Below are 17,456 nucleotides of genomic sequence, written 5' to 3'. Positions count from 1 at the left end.
CTAGCTAGCCAGCAGCACCTTCTGCGACAGGCGCCGGAACACCGACTCCGGCACCGCGTCCTGAAACAGCCACAGCGGTGGCCAGGGGTCGTCTTTCAATACCAGCAATAAAAAGCCGGGCCCGGCCCGGCTATATCGCGACAAGGCACCGCTGCGCCCGTTCAGGCTCAGCACGCCGTTGTTGTATTCTCCCAGCAGCCGATACCCGGAACCGCGAACCCACAGCAGTACCGACACCAGCAGCCAGCCGGGGGCAAACCAGGGCAGACGGTCGGCGCTCAGCAACAGGCTGGCGGGTAACCACAAGACGGTAGCCGCCGCCAGCAGATAACAGCGGTGCAGCCGAGAAGGCTCAGCGCTGATTACGAACCTGGTTACGCTCAAGAATATACTCCACCATGGCCTGCAGTGCCGCGTCATCGGAACGCTGATGGCCCATCAACCAGGCGAACAGGTCCGGATCGTCACATTCCAGCAGGCGCCGAAACACGGCACTATGTTCTTCGCTCAGCCCGTCGTATTCATGTTCGACAAAGGGTGCCAAAATCACGTCCAGTTCCAGCATGCCACGGCGGCAGGCCCAGATAAGACGGGGTTTATCAGAGGGTTTAAGCATGGTGGCTTCCAAAAAATAAAACAAAGCCCATGGTATAAGGTCGAATGAGTACTGACAAATGTGTTGGCCATCTTTACCATGAAGGTCACACTTAATTTATTGATAACCAATCAAGGGAGCGTCCCCGTGTTGACTCTTGCTTCTTCTCCCGTGCTTTACCCTCTGACCGACAGAGCCGTGATCGGCCTGACCGGGGCAGACAGAACCAAATACCTGCAGGGCCAGGTCACCTGCGACGTCAGCAAGCTGACCCCCGGTGATGCCACCGCCGGCGGCCATTGCGACAGCAAGGGCAAGCTATGGGCATCGTTCTGGCTGGCCAACCTGGGTGAACAGCTGCTGCTGGTGCTCAACCGGTCACTGGTCGAACGTCAGCTGCCGGAGCTGAAAAAATTCGCCGTGTTCGCCAATACCGAAGTGGAGGACGTCAGTCCTCACTGGCAGGTGTTTGGCCTGGCCGGCGAAGGTCTGTCCCACTGGCTCAATCACCAGGTCGGCGACGGCAACCTGTGGCAGGGTGGCATAGTGATACCGGTGGCGGCCGAGCATGCGCTGCTGCTGCTGCCGCAAGGCGCCGAACTGCCCGAACCGTCCGAGCTGCCCCGCGGCAGCGAGCAGGAATGGCAGGGATTGATGATCCATGTCGGCTTGCCGGACATGAGTGCCGAGCATCAGGGCGAATATATACCACAGATGCTCAACCTGCAGGCCATCGGTGGCATCAGCTTCACCAAGGGCTGCTACATGGGTCAGGAAACCGTGGCTCGCGCCAAATACCGGGGCGCCAACAAGAAGGCGATGTTCGTGCTGGCCGGTACCGCTACCGGCGACATTATCGCCAATCAGGATCTGGAGCTGCAACTGGGTGACAACTGGCGCCGGGCCGGTACCGTGCTGAGTGTCTGGCAGCAAGGTGATGAGTGCCTGCTGACCGCCGTGCTGAACAAGGATCTGGAAACCGATGCGGTATTCCGCCTCAAGGGACAGGAAGACAGCCGGCTGAGCCTGCAGCCCCTGCCCTACGATCTGATCGACTGAGCCGCGGCAATCGCCGCCTCTTTCAACCAGGCGGCGGCCTTGCCCAGAGGCCGCTGCTTGTGCCAGATAAGCTCCAGCGCCACCGGCCAGTCATGATCGTCAAATGCCAGCGCCGGCGAGACCAGATAACCATTATCCAGGGCGCCGGCCACCACATGCCCGGGCACAAAGGCCCAGCCCAGATTGCGTTGCACCAGCTCGACGATGACCCAATGGCTTTCGACCCACCAGACATCGGCCGCTACCCGTAACCGGACCTTTTCTTCACTGTCATTACGGGTCGCCACCATTAGTTGCCGGTAGCGCTTGAGTTCTTCCCACCCCACCTGCTGACGGGCCAGTTCATGCTCTGGCGCACAGACAATCTTCAGCGGCACCCAGCCCAGCGCATGAAAATTCAGTGCCGAAGGCAGGATCTCCTGGCGCCACATAATGCCCATATCGACTCGCTCTTCCAGCACCATGCGGCTGACATCCTCCATCAGCGGAAACAGCAGTTCCAGTTCCACACTGGGAAAACGGCGGGCAAACTCGTCCATCAGGGCACCCAGCTGCTCGGAGGGATAAAGTTCATCAACCGCCAGCACCAGCCGGCTTTCCACTCCTTCGCCCAGGCTTTTGGCGACCCCGCGAAAGTGCTCGCAACGCTCGAGTATCACCCTCGCCTCCGCCAACAGCCGTTCCCCGGCCGGCGTCAGGCGGGGATAACGGCCGCTGCGAAAAAACAGGCTGTTGCCCAAATCGATTTCCAGATTGGACACCGCGGTACTGACCACAGACTGAGCCTTGCCCAACCGACGGGCGGCGGCAGAGAAAGAGCCGGTATCCACGGTCGCCACAAAAGCCTGCAACTGCTCCAATGAAAAACTCATCTATCTATAAATCCGATATATTCCAACTTTGATATAGGATATTAACAGATAGAATCAGCCCTCAAGACGATAAAATCAGCGAGGAGTTTTCATGCGTACCACCAAAGATCGTATTCGCCATACCCTGGGGTTCGAGATAATAGGCCTGATTATCTTTGCCCCGCTGGCAAGCTGGATCTTCGGCTTCGAACTCCATTTGATGGGCGCCATAGCGGTAGTCGGCTCCATCATCGCCACCTTCTGGAACTATATTTACAACCTGTTGTTTGATCACGCCATGCTGAAAGCACGCGGTGATGTGCGCAAGACAGTCCCGATGCGGGTGTTTCACGCTCTGTTGTTCGAAGGGGGCTTATTGTTGCTGTTCATGCCGATGATTGCCTGGTACCTGGGCATCAGCCTATGGGAAGCCTTCATGATGGACATTGCCATGGCCACTTTTTATCTGGTGTATGCCTTCCTCTATAACCTGGCCTACGACAAGGTGTTTCCCATCCCGCACCCGACCCGACAGGTACCCGGCTAAACCCAAAAAACCGCCTTTCGGCGGTTTTTTTCACTTCACTTTCTTATGATTTCTGTGTGGTTGACGCCAGCTCGGCACTGTCGTCCAGCGCCTCGGGATTGCCTTCCATCTTCGCCACTATGGTGTTGACGGCGGTATCACCCACCACGTTGGAAGCGGTACAGAACATGTCGTTGATACGGTCCACCGCCATGATGATGGCCATGGCTTCAATCGGCAGGCCCATCTGGTGCAGCAGCACACCGGCCATCACCACGGCACCACCGGGTACACCGCCCACACCGACAGACATCAGCAACACGGTCACCCCTACGGTCAGCAGATCACCGGCCGGAATCGGTGTGCCGGAAATGTTGGCGGCAAACATGGCGGCCAGGGTGATATAGATGGCAGAGCCGGACATATTGATGGTCGCGCCCAGCGGCACACCGAAACCGGCGATAGCCCGGGACACACCCAGCTTCTCGGTCAGGGTACGCATGGTCACCGGAATGGTGGCGTTGGAGCTGGCGGTAGACAGCGAGAACAACAGCTGCTCACGGGTAGCCTTGCGGAACACGCCCGGCTTGATACCGGTCGTCAACCATACCGCCAGCGGATACACCACCAGAATCCAGAACGCCAGTACCAGTACCACCATGCCCACGTAGCCGGCTACCGACATCAGGGTGTTCGCTTCCAGACTCGCGCCCAGGCTTATCATCAGCGCGAACACGCCGTAAGGGGCCAGGGTCATCACCAGGCCAACCAGCTTCATCATCACCTGGTTGGCGACGCGAAAGGTACGCATCGCCGGTGCGGCTGCGCTGCCCATGGCCTGAATGGCCAGACCGGTAATGATAGCCATGAAGATAATCTGCAGCATATCACCGGAGGCAAAAGCCTGTACCGGATTGCTGGGCACTATGCCTATCAGCATGGCACCGATGTCCGGGGTTTCGGTGGTGGCCAGCTCAACGGTAGTTGAGGCACCGTGTGGCAGGGTGGCACCCATGCCCGGCTGAAAAATAACCCCGACCAGAATGGCGGCGGCAATCGACAGCATGGTGTTGATGACATAAAGCCCGAAGGTCTTGCTGCCGAGACGGCCGAAACTGGCGATATCACGCAACTCGCAGATACCGGTCACGATGGAGATATAGACCAGCGGCACTACCATCAGCTTGATCAAGGACACAAACATGCCGCCCAGGCCTTCGGCCAGACCCACGACATTATCGTTTAAAAACGAGACTCCAGAGAACAGATACTGGATCGCACTCCCGATGATCAGACCGGCAAAAAGGCCGACGAAGATACGGGTAGAGAGAGAACCTTTCATTTTGTATTCCTCAGCAAAACCTGAACGATTTATCTGTCATTAGTTATTTTTATAGATAAGTGAACTAGCCAGATCATAAGGGGCAGGATTTTACATTTAAAAAACAGCTCAGCAACCCCGCAACGGTCACGACTGGTCACATCGTGAACAAAATCACAAAGTTTTATCATTTATAAAATAAATTTAATCTTCGAATGAAGCTGGCGTGGTCTTCCCTGACCGAGTCGACAACGAAAACGACTCCTCCCCTGTCACCGAGAGCAGCCGGATGTTTATCCGAGTATTCCACCACATCGGTGCAGCCGGCAGGTTCGTTGCTATGCTGACAAAAAGGATGAGTACCACCTGAGCACTAAAGGCCCCTTGAGGCCATTCGCATGAATAAACACAGTCCGGCAGGGCACAACCGCTCACAGACCCCAGGTTCAACAAGCAGCGCTTGCCTGCAGGCAGGGGCAAGGTCCGATCATCGGCTATCGCGAGGCGTGACATGCATAACCAGATCCCCAGCTTTTCCATCGAGGAATACCAGCAACGCCTGGCCAGGGTAAGATACGCCATGGCAAGACAGGGTATTCAGACGCTGATAGTGCACGATCCGTCCAATATCGCTTGGCTGACCGGCTACGACGGCTGGTCTTTTTATACCCCTCAGGTGGTGGTGGTGGGCCCGGCCGGAGAGCCCATCTGGTACGGCCGACAAATGGACTCTAACGGTGCCAAGCGAACCGTCTACCTGCAGGAAGACAACATTACCTGGTATCCGGACTACTATGTGATGAATCCACCGATGAACGCCATGGAGTACCTGGCCAACCAGTTGCTCAAGCCCCGCGACTGGGCCTACGGCAACATCGGCATCGAGATGGACAACTACTACTTCAGCCCTGCTGCCTATCTGGCATTACGGGACAACCTGCCCGACGCCGAACTGGTGGACGCCACCGCCTTGGTGAACTGGTGCCGGGCCATCAAATCGGAAACCGAACTGCGCTATATGCGCATCGCCGCCCGCATCGTCGAGAACATGCACCAGGCCGCCCTGGACATGATAGAGCCGGGCCTGCCCAAGAACCGGCTGGTGGCCGAAATCTACCGGGTGGCGATGGAGGGCCATGACGGTCATTACGGCGATTACCCGGCCATAGTGCCCATGCTGCCTTCGGGCAAGGACGCCTCGGCACCGCACCTGACCTGGGACGAGCGCCCCTTCAACCACGACGAAGGTACCTTCTTCGAGCTCTCCGGCTGTCATCGGCGCTATCACTGCATACTGTCGCGTACCATCTACCTGGGGCGGCCTACCGATGATTTTCTGCGTGCCGAAGAAGCTCTCAATGCGGGGCTGGAGGCGGGTCTGGCCGCCGCCCGACCCGGCAACCGCTGCGCCGATATTGCCGACGCCCTCAACGCCACCCTGGCGGAATACGGTTTCGACCGGGAAGGAGCTCGCTGTGGTTATCCCATAGGGCTCAGCTACCCGCCGGACTGGGGCGAGCGCACCATGAGCCTGCGTAACACCGACCAGACCATACTGGAGCCAGGCATGACCTTCCATTTCATGCCTGGCCTGTGGCTGGACGACTGGGGCATGGAAACCACAGAGAGCATCGTCATCACCGACGCCGGGGTAGAAACCCTGTGCAACTACTCGCGCCAGCTCTTTGTTAAGCGGTAACAGTTAAGCGGTAACAGAGCCAGGAGGTAACGCAAGATGCAGCTGGATCGCTACGACATCAAGATTCTGCAGATACTGCACCAACAGGGGCGGATCACCAAATCGGGCCTGGCCGAAGCCATCAACCTGTCGGTCAGCCCCTGCTGGGAGCGGGTAAAACGACTGGAGCAAGCCGGCGTCATCGAAGGCTACGGCGCCCGCATCAATACCGATGCGCTGTTCAAGCGCACGCCGGTGCTGGTGGAAGTCAGCCTGAAACAACACAGCGCCGAGGCCTTTCAGCGTTTCGAACAAGCCATGCTGGAGTGTGGGCAGGTGGTGGACTGCTACGCCACCGGCGGCGGCGTGGATTACATACTGCGGGTGATGTGCGATGGCATCGATCAGTATCAGCGGCTGATCGACCACTGGCTCGACGCGAATATCGGCATAGAGCGCTACTTCACCTATATCGTCACCAAAACCATCAAACAGCAACCACCCGGGCTGGAGTTTTCTCCCGACGTCCAGGCCTGATCTCCATCGCATTAGACATTCGATTTTTTGACGGTCACGCCAATCTCGGACAAGGGGTCCGCTCCGCCGACCCGTTTCAAGTGCGTCCCTGTCATGTGACGAGCAGATCCCTTTGTCCTTCTTGCTGCAGCAGAGTCGCCCGCTGGAGCCATCTTCGGGTAACTCGGTGTTCAAAAAGAGGAAACAGAGATGGCTTCCCTCAACCGTGAAATGCCAGGGATGGTATTTCCGAGCTTACACGGATGTACTCGTAGCGTGTCATGGGAGGCGGCTGTGTTGCCTCGTATGCTTGGGCAGGATAATTTCCTTCCTGCCAGCCTTCACCGGAAAAACCGCAGTTTCAAGCCGCCAATCAGAAAAATCATGCCGTTACGGCGGTCACAACAAAAAGTATCTCTCCGCCTTCACTTCTAGAATGACCTCATGACGATGAGTCCATAACAACCAGCCCGTGACAGCAAGCCGCTTTCAATAACCAGATAAAGAGGTGCCGCCGATGAGCCTTTCCTTAAATCCTACATCGCACAGCAAGGTCACCGACGCCATCATGCCCTATCTCAGGGATCCCCGGCTGGTGCGCGAGCTGGCCTATATCAAGGGTAAATGGGTCCATGGCAGCAGAGATATGGCCGTGTTCAACCCGGCCACCGGTGATGTCATCGGCCACTGCACCCGGCTGCAACCGCAGCAGGTCAATGAGGCGATAGCTGCCGCCGCCAACGCCTTCCCCGCCTGGCGTGACCTGCTGGCCGACGAGCGTGCCGCCCTGCTGATGCGCTGGCACGACCTTATTCTGGAACACAAGGAAGATCTGGCCGATGCCCGGGGTGAAGTCGACTACGGCGCCTCCTTCGTGCGCTGGTTCGCGGAAGAAGGCCGCCGCGCCTACGGCGACACCATTCCCAGCCATATCCCCAACGCCCAACTGGCCACCATTCGCGAGCCCATCGGCGTGGCGGCGCTGATCACGCCCTGGAACTTCCCTCATGCGATGATCACCCGCAAGGCCGCCGCGGCGCTGGCCATCGGTTGCACCCTGCTTATCAAGCCGGCCAGCGAAACCCCGTTTTCGGCGCTGGCGCTGGCCGAGCTGGCCGAACGTGCCGGTTTCCCGCCCGGCGTCGTCAACGTGCTCACCGGCAAGGGCGCCGATATCTGTACCCTCTTGTGTCAGTCCGACCAGGTTCAGGCCCTGTCGTTCACCGGCTCGACCCGGGTCGGCAAGCAGCTGTTGGAGCAGGCCGCCGGTACCGTCAAAAAGTGTTCCATGGAACTCGGCGGCAACGCCCCCTTTATCGTGCTGCCGGACATGGACATCCACGCCGCCGCCAGGGCCGCGGTGGCGGCCAAGTTTCAGACCGCCGGTCAGGACTGCCTGGCCGCCAACCGCATCTTAGTGCCCCGCGGCGGCTACGAGGCCTTTCTCGACGCCTTCGCCGGTGAAATGGCGCACATCAAGGTGGGTAACGGCTTCGAGGAAGGGGTAACCATGGGGCCGTTGATCTCGAACCGGGCGGTGGCCAAGGCCCGGGAAATTGTGGATGACGCCCAGGCCTTGGGCGCCCGCCTGATAGCGGGCAACCAGCAAACGGCACCGGGCGCCAACTTCTTCATGCCTACCCTGCTGGCCGACGTCACCCCGCAGATGAAGGTGTTTCGCGAAGAGAACTTCTGCCCGGTGGCCGGGGTGCAGGCCTACGACCATGTCGATGAGCTTATTCCCTTGGCCAACGATACCGAATACGGGCTGGCCGCCTATGTGTATGGCCACGATATTCGCCATATCTGGCAACTGCTGCGCGGCCTGGAATTCGGCATGATATCGGTCAACTCGGTGAAGATGACCGGCCATGGCATCCCCTTCGGCGGCATCAAGCAATCGGGCCTGGGCCGGGAAGGCAGCCGCCACGGCTTCGACGAATACAGCCAGCTTAAATATTACTGCCTGGGCAACCTGTCCTAAAACATAGACCTGCAAAGTCCTAAAGAGGAACAGGGACTGGCTTAGCCAACCGTCGATGGCATGGATGCCATCGTCGAGCATACATGGATGTACTTGCTGCGTGTTGGCGTGGCAGTCCCTATCCCGATTGAATCTTACCAGCATTAAGAGAGCAATTTATTCCATCAAGGAGTGACGACCATGACCAGAGATACCAGAACACTGCTCGACATAGACCGCAACACCGTATTTCACGCCTCCACCCACCTCAAGCAATATGCGCATGGCGAAATGGGCGGCCGCATCATCACCGGCGCCCGGGGCATTCGTATCCAGGACTCGGAAGGTGTGGAGCTGCTCGACGCCTTTGCCGGCCTCTATTGCGTCAACATCGGCTACGGCCGCACCGAAATGGCCGAGGCCATCTACGAACAGGCGAAAAAGCTGGCCTACTATCACACCTACGTAGGCCACACCAACGAGGCGCTGATCGAGCTGTCCGACCGCATCATCAAGATGGCGCCCGCCGGCATGAGCAAGGTGTACTACGGCATGTCCGGCAGCGATGCCAACGAAACCCAGCTCAAACTGGTGTGGTACTACAACAACGCCCTGGGCCGCCCGGAGAAGAAGAAGATCATCTCGCGGGATCGCGGCTATCACGGCTCCAGCATCGCCTCCGGCTCCATGACCGGTCTGCCGCTGTTTCATGCCCATTTCGATCTGCCGCTGGATCGCATCAAGCACACCCTGGCCCCCGTGTATTACCGCCGCCCCGACGACAAGATGAGCGAGGCGGAATTCTCCCGCTACTGCGCCGCCAAGCTGGAAGACATGATTCTGGCCGAAGGGCCGGACACGGTGGCCGCCATGATCGGCGAGCCGGTACTGGGCACCGGTGGCATAGTGCCGCCGCCCCAAGGCTACTGGGCCGAAATCCGCAAGGTGCTCGACAAGTACGACATACTGCTGATTGCCGACGAGGTGGTCTGTGGCTTCGGGCGCTTAGGGTCAGACTTCGGCTCCATTCACTACGACATGAAGCCGGATCTGATGACCATCGCCAAGGGCCTTACTTCTGCCTATCAGCCATTATCGGGCGTGATCGTCGGCGACCGAGTCTGGAAGGTACTAGAACAGGGCACCGATGAATGGGGTGCCATCGGCCACGGTTACACCTATTCCGGCCACCCGATGGGCGCCGCCGCCGCCCTGTGCAACCTGGACATTATTGCCCGCGAAAACCTGACCGCCAACGCGCGCGATACCGGCGCCTATCTGCAGCAACGCATGCAGGAAACCTTTGCCGATCACCCGCTGGTAGGCGAAAGCCGTGGCGTGGGGCTGCTGCATGCGCTGGAGTTTTCCAGCAACAAGGGCAAACGCACGCATTTCGATCCCAACCTCAAGGTGGGGCCACAAATTGCCGCCGCCTGTCTGGAGCAGGGCCTGATCGCCCGCGCCATGCCGCACGGCGACATTCTCGGCTTTGCCCCACCACTGGTGGTCACCCGCAACGATATCGACGACATCGTTGAACGCACCACCCGCGCGGTGAACAAGGTCACCGACAAACTGCTGAGCAGCGGCGATTGGAAAGGGTGATAGTCTGAAGTAACGACAGGAATGGTGTTGTAGGGTCGAATTTATTCGACCAACACAGGGGCACAGCGTAAACCGATTTAATGAAATCGGGCGCTGTGCTCTTTTGTTACTGTTGGATTTGCTGCTGTATGCCATGCAAAGGTCGGATAAAGGGCCCGCTCCGCCGACACGCTTCAAGTACATCCCTGTAACGCTCAGCACATGACATCCATGTCATGTGACGGTCGGCGGAGCAGATCCCTTCATCCTTCCTGATGATACCGAGCTGTCTTCCTACACAACCATATGAAGAAAAACGTTTTTTTCAAAAAAGACACCATTATTCAAGTTCAGTTAACCAAACTTCCAACCTAATAAAATTCCGAAAATATCCAGTCAGTTTGGTGCGTTGCATAAAAAACATATAACAACATACACTTCGTGTATGACTACTCAAATATTGATAAGTGCGCCTTTAATGCATTGTGAATAAACAAATTATGTTCGAATAATATTTCATCATCTCCTCTAAATGAAAATCTTATTCTATCCCCCTTCTGATTTATATTACCTAAAACTCCAATACGATAAAGATCTTTAACAACATCCTTTATATCATGATTTTTAAATAAGCTTTCAGTCTCCACATGATCTTTCTCAACTTTTTCAATTCTATCGACAAGATCACCGACAGTAAATATTTGTCTATAACCATAAAACAAATACTTAATTCCATCTATATCAGCTGCACGATATTTAGCTTTTAGCTCCTCCGTAATTTCAACCCATGATGCAGTTGAATAAGCCTTTCTAATAGCCTCAAGAACCTGAAGATTGAAACTCTCTTCATCTGGATACTGGTCTTGTACTGAAATCAACAAACGGACTACATCGCGTGGTCTATACCAGGAATTATGCAGAACATATACTTGTGGTTTTTTACCATGAATCGATGCTGGAAAATACTGCTGCCACAATTCATTCTCAGAAAGAAAGTTAATTCCATGCTCTTCACGTGCATTATTTATTCGCTTACTTATAACGTGTAGCATTGGCTGTTGTGTGGCATCTAATCCGGGTCGATTCCATAGTATGGCTGAGCCGAAGTCTGCTATCGGCTTATTAATCTCCTTCCCTAGAGAATCAACTGAATTGAGAACCTCAGAACGGATTGCAGCATAAAGGCAGACGTTATACCCTTTTCTTTTGGAAACCGAGTTTAATTTTTCAATCGAGACAATTAAATCACGAACTAGGTAGGAATCACGCTGATATTGCTTTTTTGTTTGATAATTTAATTCAAGCTCATCAAAGAATATATTTAACCTTCCCAAACCTATCTCAAGCCGTTCAAAAGCTTGATCGGCACGCCTTACTAGTTCATTAAAATTAACTTTCGCGCGTCCATTTTCATCCCAATCAAACTCTAACCCTAACTTTGGAGATTTACTTATTTCAATATTACCCTTCCGTATATTAGGAATAAGCCGACTTATACCTCTATTTTCTTTTTTACTGATGCATTCAGATGAAACGATTGCTTCAAACTCTGACAGGAAATCGTTACGTTGAAAGGCTTGCGCATCAAGAGATTGAGTAAACTCAACTATTTTCCTGTAAATAAACCACCGCCATACTGGTTCAAAATCATTCCCATCAAAAACAGAAGCATTATCTTCAGCCACCTGTATACGAGCTGCTTTTGAGAAATCCTTACGTAAATCTTCATCAACTTCTGATTTAAAGAGAACAAACGCCGATAATGTATTTTCCTCTTGGTCTAACTTTATTGATATGTAGCGAAGAAGAGCTGTTTTCCCCGTCCCTTTCAACCCAACAACATAATATTTATTCTTATTAAAATAGTTATCTACATTTAATGCTGGCGGTACCACAAACGAATTTTCAAATCGCCTCATTTCTTCCGGGGAACCATTTAACAGTTCATTCTTAGCGTCAGTCGTACCTAGATGAATGTCTTTAAGTTTTAGCAAAATAGAGTTCCTTAATTAATTTTTATTTTAGTTCACACTTCTATTTATTAACAAACCACATAAAAAATATAAATAATTTTACTATTTGACATTTAATTTTTAAAATTACCAATCAATTCCACCCTGAAAAAACGTACTCGGTCATGTTGATTCTTAACCGCGAATGGTATTTATGACTAACACCTAAAATAAAAGACTCAAACGCACCATTTTGAACGGAGCTATAGTGAAGTTCAATTGAAAAGTCACAAAAACAAGCCGTAAGCGCTCAGCCATCAGAAAAACCTGCCGCTGGCAGCGAGCATGACCAACAGACCTCGCCGCTACTTCAAGGAGGACAAAGGGATTCGCTCTGCCGACCCTCCGCGCCAGGGATGGCGCGGCGGAGCCTACACGGATGTATTTACGGCGAGTCGGCGGAGCGGGCCCTTTGTCCGACTTTTGCAGACGGCAAAACAGCACGCCAGATCCCGGAAACAACAAAGCCGACCCTTGGGTCGGCTTTGTTTATGGCACTGCTCTCCCCTTGCGGGGAAACCAACTTAGCGCTGTGGGCGCAGGGTCGGGAACAGGATAACGTCGCGGATGGTGTGCGAGTCGGTCAGCAGCATCACCAGACGGTCGATGCCGATACCCTGACCGGCGGTGGGCGGCAGGCCGTGTTCCAGCGAGGTCACATAGTCTTCGTCGTAGAACATGGCTTCGTCGTCACCCGCGTCCTTCTGATCAACCTGATCACGGAAACGCTGGGCCTGATCTTCCGCATCGTTCAGCTCCGAGAAACCGTTGGCAATTTCCCGGCCACCGATGAAGAACTCGAACCGGTCGGTAATGGTCGGATCTGTATCGTTGCGACGCGCCAGCGGCGACACTTCTTCCGGATACTCGGTGATGAAGGTCGGCTGGATCAAACGGTGCTCGGCGGTCTCTTCGAAGATCTCGGTGATCACGCGGCCCAGGCCCCAGCTTTTCTCGATCTTGATCTTCAGATCCTTGGCCACTTCACAGGCACTTTCGAAGGTGGCCAGCTGATCCAGGGTCACTTCCGGGTTGTACTTGAGGATGGCGTTCTTCATGCTCAGACGCTCGAACGGCTTGCCGAAGTCGAAGGTCTCTTCACCGTACTTCACCTCGGCGCTGCCCAGCACCTGAGTGGTGACGGTGCGCAGCATTTCTTCGGTGAAGTCCATCAGATCACGGTAGTCCGCATAAGCCCAGTAGAATTCCATCATGGTGAATTCGGGATTATGACGCGGCGACAGACCTTCGTTACGGAAGTTGCGGTTGATTTCGAACACCTTCTCGAAACCACCCACGACCAGCCGCTTCAGGTACAGCTCGGGCGCGATACGCAGGTACATGTCCATGTCGAGGGCGTTGTGATGGGTGATGAAGGGACGGGCGGAAGCGCCGCCCGGAATCACCTGCATCATGGGCGTTTCGACTTCCATGAAGCCGTGGCCGTTCATGAACTGGCGAATGGCCGCCATCACCTGAGAACGCACCTGGAAGGTACGGCGCGAGTCGTCGTTGGTGATCAGGTCCAGATACCGCTGGCGATAGCGGGTTTCCTGATCCGACAGACCATGGAACTTCTCCGGCAGCGGGCGCAGCGCCTTGGTCAGCAGCTTGAACTGATCCATGTTGACGTAGAGATCGCCCTTGCCGGACTTGTGCAGCACACCGGTGACACCGACGATATCGCCGATATCCAGACCCGCATACTGATCCTTGATGATCTGCTGGGCTTCCTTGGTGGCATAGGCCTGAATGCGACCACTCATGTCCTGCAGTGCCAGGAAGGGGCCACGCTTGGCCATGATGCGACCGGCAACCGACACGGTTTTGCCCAGGGCGACCAGGGCGTCCTTGTCGTGCTCGCCGAATTCGGCCTGCAGATCGGCGGCCAGGTGTTCACGCTGAAAATCGTTGGGGTGGCCGTTGGCCGGGCAATTCTTGCGGATCTGGTCGAGCTTGGCACGGCGCTCGGCGATCAATTTGTTCTCGTCTTGTAGCTGCTCTGTCATGATTAAGCCTTGTTTGAATCTTGTTTTCGCCCTTTACCCGCCAGAGACGAAGACCGCCACACCAACTCGCAGCAAGTGCATCCCTGTATGCTCGACGATGGCATCCCTGCCATCGACGGTTGGCTCCGCCGGCTCTCCGCCTCTGGCTGAGTGGGGCGGAAAAATTACAGCCCGGACTTGAGGCTGGCCTCGATAAACTTGTCCAGGTCGCCGTCCAACACCGACTGGGTGTTGCGGGTCTCGACCCCGGTACGCAAATCCTTGATGCGGGCATCGTCCAGCACGTAGGAACGGATCTGGCTGCCCCAGCCGATATCGGACTTGCTGTCTTCCATCGCCTGCTTCTCGGCGTTCTGCTTCTGCAGCTCGAATTCGTACAGCTTGGCTTTCAGCTGTTTCATCGCCTGATCGCGGTTCTTGTGCTGGGAGCGGTCGTTCTGACACTGCACCACTATGCCGGTCGGCTCGTGGGTAAGACGCACCGCCGAGTCGGTCCGGTTAACGTGCTGACCACCGGCACCGGAGGCGCGGTAGGTATCGACCCGCAGATCCGAGGGATTGATTTCGATTTCGATATCGTCGTCGACTTCAGGATAAACGAAGGCGGAGCAGAAGGAGGTGTGACGGCGGCCGCCGGAATCGAACGGAGACTTTCGTACCAGGCGGTGTACGCCGGATTCGGTACGCAGCCAGCCGAAGGCGTATTCGCCGCTGAACTTGACGGTGGCAGACTTGATGCCCGCCACTTCGCCTTCGGACAGTTCGATGATCTCGGTCTTGAAGCCGCGCGACTCGCCCCAGCGCAGGTACATGCGCAGAACAATGTTGCACCAGTCCTGTGCTTCGGTGCCGCCGGAGCCGGACTGCAGATCCAGATAGCAGTCGGAGGCATCATTCTCGCCGGAGAACATGCGACGGAACTCCAGATCCGCCAGCCGCTTGTCCAGGGTATCCAGCTCGGTCTGGGCTTCGATGAAGGTCTCTTCGTCTTCTTCCTCGACCGCCAGCTCCACCAGGCCGCCGATGTCTTCGAGACCCGACGCCAGGGCATCCAGGGTGCCGATCACCGTATCCAGGCTGGATCTTTCCTTACCCAGTGCCTGGGCACGCTCGGGCTGGTTCCACACATCCGGCTGTTCCAGCTCGGCATTTACCTCTTCCAGACGCTCTTTCTTGGCATCATAGTCAAAGGTACCCCCTAAGAAGCTCGGCCCGTTCAGCCAGCTCCTTGAGTTTGTTGTACACAGGGTTTACTTCAAACATGGGTCGACAGACTCTCTGTTGTACTAAGTGAGTGTGTTTGGCAAGACGCCAAAATCAGGGCTTAGATTCTACCGAAAGCCGGGCCTAAACGCAGCAAAGAGTGAGCACATTTCAATGCATTCACCCTACTAAATTTCAGTTAAACTTTTAATCTAAGTGGTCGATATTGGTATATCCACATAAAACAACATATAAAAAATGAATAAATTAAAATTAAAGCATAAGATTCTATTAAGTTTCATCGCAGCCATCACGCTTACCGTCACCGCCCTCAGCACCATCAGCTTTCACAACATGAAAACCCAGCTCTATCAGAGCAGCACAGAGCTGGTTTCCGGCCTGGGTCAGCAAGAAGCAGACAAGATCGCCACCTGGTTCGACAACCGCCAGAACATACTGGCGGCCGCCGCCCGTCAGCTCGACCAGACGCTGTTACCGACACTGCAGCAGGCGCAGGATGCCGGCAATTTCGCACTCAGCTATTTCGGTACCCACGATGGCGTCATGTTCGATGCCGATCCCGGCATAGATCGTACCGGCTACGACCCCCGCAGCCGCCCCTGGTACCGGCAGGTAATACAAGAAAACAGGGCCATCGTCACCGCCCCCTATGAAGATGCCTCCGGGTTCGGTACTGTCGTGACCCTGGCGGCCCCGGTGCTGACCGGCGGCCGGGTGGCCGGTGTTATCGGTGGCGATATCGCCATCACCAGCCTGATCGAGGATATCAACGCCATCCGCCTGCCGGCCAGGGGCTACGCCATGATGCTGGGCAAGGACGGCACCATGATTGCCTACAAGGATGCAGCCATGGCGCTGCGCGCTGCCACCAATCTGGATGCCAACCTGTCGGCCGGTAACTTGCAAAAATGGAGCCGGGAGCAACGGCTGCACCCGGTGCAACTGAACGGCGAAAACAAGCTGGTTTACGCCCGGGACGTGCCCAACAGCAACTGGCAGTTGCTGCTGGTACTCGACCAGAAGGCACTGGAAGCACCACTCGGCCCTCTGTTGCTGCAACAGCTGGGCATGGCGGCGCTGACTATCGTCGTGGCCGGTGTACTGATAAACCTGCTGGCACAACTGCTGCTGGCCCCCTTGCTACGCGTCTCTCAGGCGCTGGAACAAATTGCCGGCGGCCGGGGGGATCTGACCCGTCGCATCGAGATCCAGAGCCAGGATGAGGTGGGCCAGCTTGCCGGTAACTTCAACCGTTTCGTCGCCAGTCAGGCCGAACTTATCAGCCGGATCCGCAGCCAGGCCGAATGTCTGGGCAGCAATGCAGAGCAAGCCTCGGTGCGCGCCAACCAGACCGTGGCCGAGCTGGGGCGTCAGCAACAGGAAGTAACCATGGTCGCCACGGCGGTGACCGAAATGGCTTCCGCCACCCATGAAATCGCCAACAACGCCGAGCAGACCGCCACCGCCGCCCAACAGTCCAGCTCCAGCACGGAACTGGGCAAGCAGCAGGTCAACAAGACCCGGGATTCCATTCAGTTGCTGTCGCGGGAGATGATTCAGGCCTCGGAGGTAATTCAACGGCTGGACCTGCACGCCAAGGAGATTTCCAGCGTACTGTCCACCATTCAGGGGGTTGCCGAGCAGACCAATCTGCTGGCACTGAACGCCGCCATAGAGGCGGCCCGGGCCGGTGAACAGGGTCGGGGTTTTGCGGTGGTGGCCGACGAGGTCCGGATACTGTCTCAGCGTACTCATGCCTCCACCGAGGAAATTCAGGTCACCATCAACACCCTGCAAGAGGCCACGGCCGAAGCAGTCAAGCTGATGGATACCAGCCGCAACCTGGCCGAGCTGAGCGTGGAAGATGCCGAAGCCGCCGCCTCCGCCCTGACCGAGATCACCACCGCCGTGAGCCTGATTTCGGACATGGCCAGCCAGATTGCCACCGCCGCCGAAGAGCAGAGCCAGGTGACCGGTGAAATCACCCAGAACACCACCGCCATCAAGGACGTGGCCGACGAGCTGGCCAACGATGCCGAGCAGTCGCTGAACCAGTCGAAGGATCTGCACAGGCAGGCCGGAGAGCTCAACGGCCTGGTGAGTGCCTTTATTTTGTAA

At 56.0% G+C, this 17,456-nt stretch carries 14 protein-coding genes; 7 read left to right on the top strand and 7 right to left on the bottom strand.

Annotated features, from left to right (window positions below; translation table 11 throughout):
• Positions 1-384, bottom strand: a complete 384-nt coding sequence (locus ACLEIV_RS04960) for a hypothetical protein (protein WP_410455551.1) — start codon at positions 382-384, stop codon at positions 1-3.
• Positions 353-616 (bottom strand): FAD assembly factor SdhE, encoded by a 264-nt coding sequence (locus ACLEIV_RS04955; RefSeq protein WP_410455550.1) that lies wholly within the window; start codon positions 614-616, stop codon positions 353-355. Before ACLEIV_RS04955 ends, ACLEIV_RS04960 begins: the two co-directional genes overlap by 32 nt.
• A gap of 78 nt (positions 617-694) precedes the next feature.
• Between ACLEIV_RS04955 and ygfZ the strand changes: the two genes are divergently transcribed.
• Positions 695-1,654, top strand: coding sequence for a CAF17-like 4Fe-4S cluster assembly/insertion protein YgfZ (gene ygfZ / locus ACLEIV_RS04950; RefSeq protein WP_410455614.1), 960 nt, complete (start codon positions 695-697; stop codon positions 1,652-1,654).
• Here the strand turns inward: ygfZ and ACLEIV_RS04945 are convergent.
• Positions 1,636-2,526 (bottom strand): LysR family transcriptional regulator, encoded by an 891-nt coding sequence (locus ACLEIV_RS04945; RefSeq protein WP_410455549.1) that lies wholly within the window; start codon positions 2,524-2,526, stop codon positions 1,636-1,638. The two genes, ygfZ and ACLEIV_RS04945, sit on opposite strands and share 19 nt — an antisense overlap.
• A gap of 91 nt (positions 2,527-2,617) precedes the next feature.
• Between ACLEIV_RS04945 and ACLEIV_RS04940 the strand changes: the two genes are divergently transcribed.
• The gene (locus ACLEIV_RS04940; RefSeq protein WP_410455548.1) at positions 2,618-3,052 is read left to right on the top strand and encodes a PACE efflux transporter; all 435 of its coding nucleotides are present in this window, start codon (positions 2,618-2,620) and stop codon (positions 3,050-3,052) included.
• 43 nt (positions 3,053-3,095) lie between these two features.
• Here the strand turns inward: ACLEIV_RS04940 and ACLEIV_RS04935 are convergent, their stop codons facing one another.
• Positions 3,096-4,373 carry a dicarboxylate/amino acid:cation symporter gene (locus ACLEIV_RS04935; RefSeq protein ID WP_410455547.1) on the bottom strand — a complete coding sequence of 426 codons (1,278 nt, stop codon included), beginning with the start codon at positions 4,371-4,373 and terminating at the stop codon, positions 3,096-3,098.
• 490 nt (positions 4,374-4,863) lie between these two features.
• On the opposite strand from ACLEIV_RS04935, the gene ACLEIV_RS04930 reads away from it, so the two are divergent.
• The 4 genes from ACLEIV_RS04930 to ACLEIV_RS04915 all read left to right on the top strand — a co-directional run bounded on the left by ACLEIV_RS04930 (position 4,864) and on the right by ACLEIV_RS04915 (position 10,114).
• Positions 4,864-6,051 (top strand): M24 family metallopeptidase, encoded by a 1,188-nt coding sequence (locus tag ACLEIV_RS04930; protein ID WP_410455546.1) that lies wholly within the window; start codon positions 4,864-4,866, stop codon positions 6,049-6,051.
• Between the two features lie 36 nt (positions 6,052-6,087).
• The gene (locus tag ACLEIV_RS04925) at positions 6,088-6,567 is read left to right on the top strand and encodes an Lrp/AsnC family transcriptional regulator (protein WP_410455545.1); all 480 of its coding nucleotides are present in this window, start codon (positions 6,088-6,090) and stop codon (positions 6,565-6,567) included.
• 496 nt (positions 6,568-7,063) lie between these two features.
• Positions 7,064-8,530 (top strand): NAD-dependent succinate-semialdehyde dehydrogenase, encoded by a 1,467-nt coding sequence (locus ACLEIV_RS04920; RefSeq protein ID WP_410455544.1) that lies wholly within the window; start codon positions 7,064-7,066, stop codon positions 8,528-8,530.
• A 180-nt stretch (positions 8,531-8,710) separates the two neighbouring features.
• Positions 8,711-10,114 (top strand): aspartate aminotransferase family protein, encoded by a 1,404-nt coding sequence (locus tag ACLEIV_RS04915; protein ID WP_410455543.1) that lies wholly within the window; start codon positions 8,711-8,713, stop codon positions 10,112-10,114.
• A gap of 428 nt (positions 10,115-10,542) precedes the next feature.
• On the opposite strand, the gene ACLEIV_RS04910 is transcribed toward ACLEIV_RS04915, so the two are convergent.
• From ACLEIV_RS04910 to prfB, 3 genes are all read right to left on the bottom strand, one after another.
• Positions 10,543-12,087 carry a P-loop ATPase, Sll1717 family gene (locus ACLEIV_RS04910; RefSeq protein ID WP_410455542.1) on the bottom strand — a complete coding sequence of 515 codons (1,545 nt, stop codon included), beginning with the start codon at positions 12,085-12,087 and terminating at the stop codon, positions 10,543-10,545.
• A 542-nt stretch (positions 12,088-12,629) separates the two neighbouring features.
• Positions 12,630-14,114, bottom strand: coding sequence for a lysine--tRNA ligase (gene lysS / locus ACLEIV_RS04905; protein ID WP_410455541.1), 1,485 nt, complete (start codon positions 14,112-14,114; stop codon positions 12,630-12,632).
• Between the two features lie 164 nt (positions 14,115-14,278).
• A protein-coding gene (gene prfB, locus ACLEIV_RS04900; RefSeq protein WP_410455540.1) for a peptide chain release factor 2 occupies positions 14,279-15,377 on the bottom strand; the annotation gives its coding sequence in 2 pieces (ribosomal slippage) (positions 14,279-15,301 and positions 15,303-15,377; 1,098 coding nt in all).
• 198 nt (positions 15,378-15,575) lie between these two features.
• On the opposite strand from prfB, the gene ACLEIV_RS04895 reads away from it, so the two are divergent.
• The gene (locus ACLEIV_RS04895; protein WP_410455539.1) at positions 15,576-17,456 is read left to right on the top strand and encodes a methyl-accepting chemotaxis protein; all 1,881 of its coding nucleotides are present in this window, start codon (positions 15,576-15,578) and stop codon (positions 17,454-17,456) included.

This window comes from Oceanisphaera submarina, assembly GCF_046521305.1.
GTDB classification, from domain to species: domain Bacteria; phylum Pseudomonadota; class Gammaproteobacteria; order Enterobacterales; family Aeromonadaceae; genus Oceanimonas; species Oceanimonas submarina.
This window is presented reverse-complemented; position numbering and strand designations above follow the sequence as displayed.

What these genes read in the sequence shown, in the direction of transcription:
- ACLEIV_RS04955 (WP_410455550.1), bottom strand. Translation starts at nt 616, where the DNA reads ATGCTTAAACCCTCTGATAAACCCCGTCTTATCTGGGCCTGCCGCCGT.
- ygfZ (WP_410455614.1), top strand. Translation starts at nt 695, where the DNA reads ATGAAGGTCACACTTAATTTATTGATAACCAATCAAGGGAGCGTCCCC.
- ACLEIV_RS04945 (WP_410455549.1), bottom strand. Translation starts at nt 2,526, where the DNA reads ATGAGTTTTTCATTGGAGCAGTTGCAGGCTTTTGTGGCGACCGTGGAT.
- ACLEIV_RS04940 (WP_410455548.1), top strand. Translation starts at nt 2,618, where the DNA reads ATGCGTACCACCAAAGATCGTATTCGCCATACCCTGGGGTTCGAGATA.
- ACLEIV_RS04935 (WP_410455547.1), bottom strand. Translation starts at nt 4,373, where the DNA reads ATGAAAGGTTCTCTCTCTACCCGTATCTTCGTCGGCCTTTTTGCCGGT.
- ACLEIV_RS04930 (WP_410455546.1), top strand. Translation starts at nt 4,864, where the DNA reads ATGCATAACCAGATCCCCAGCTTTTCCATCGAGGAATACCAGCAACGC.
- ACLEIV_RS04925 (WP_410455545.1), top strand. Translation starts at nt 6,088, where the DNA reads ATGCAGCTGGATCGCTACGACATCAAGATTCTGCAGATACTGCACCAA.
- ACLEIV_RS04920 (WP_410455544.1), top strand. Translation starts at nt 7,064, where the DNA reads ATGAGCCTTTCCTTAAATCCTACATCGCACAGCAAGGTCACCGACGCC.
- ACLEIV_RS04915 (WP_410455543.1), top strand. Translation starts at nt 8,711, where the DNA reads ATGACCAGAGATACCAGAACACTGCTCGACATAGACCGCAACACCGTA.
- lysS (WP_410455541.1), bottom strand. Translation starts at nt 14,114, where the DNA reads ATGACAGAGCAGCTACAAGACGAGAACAAATTGATCGCCGAGCGCCGT.
- ACLEIV_RS04895 (WP_410455539.1), top strand. Translation starts at nt 15,576, where the DNA reads ATGAATAAATTAAAATTAAAGCATAAGATTCTATTAAGTTTCATCGCA.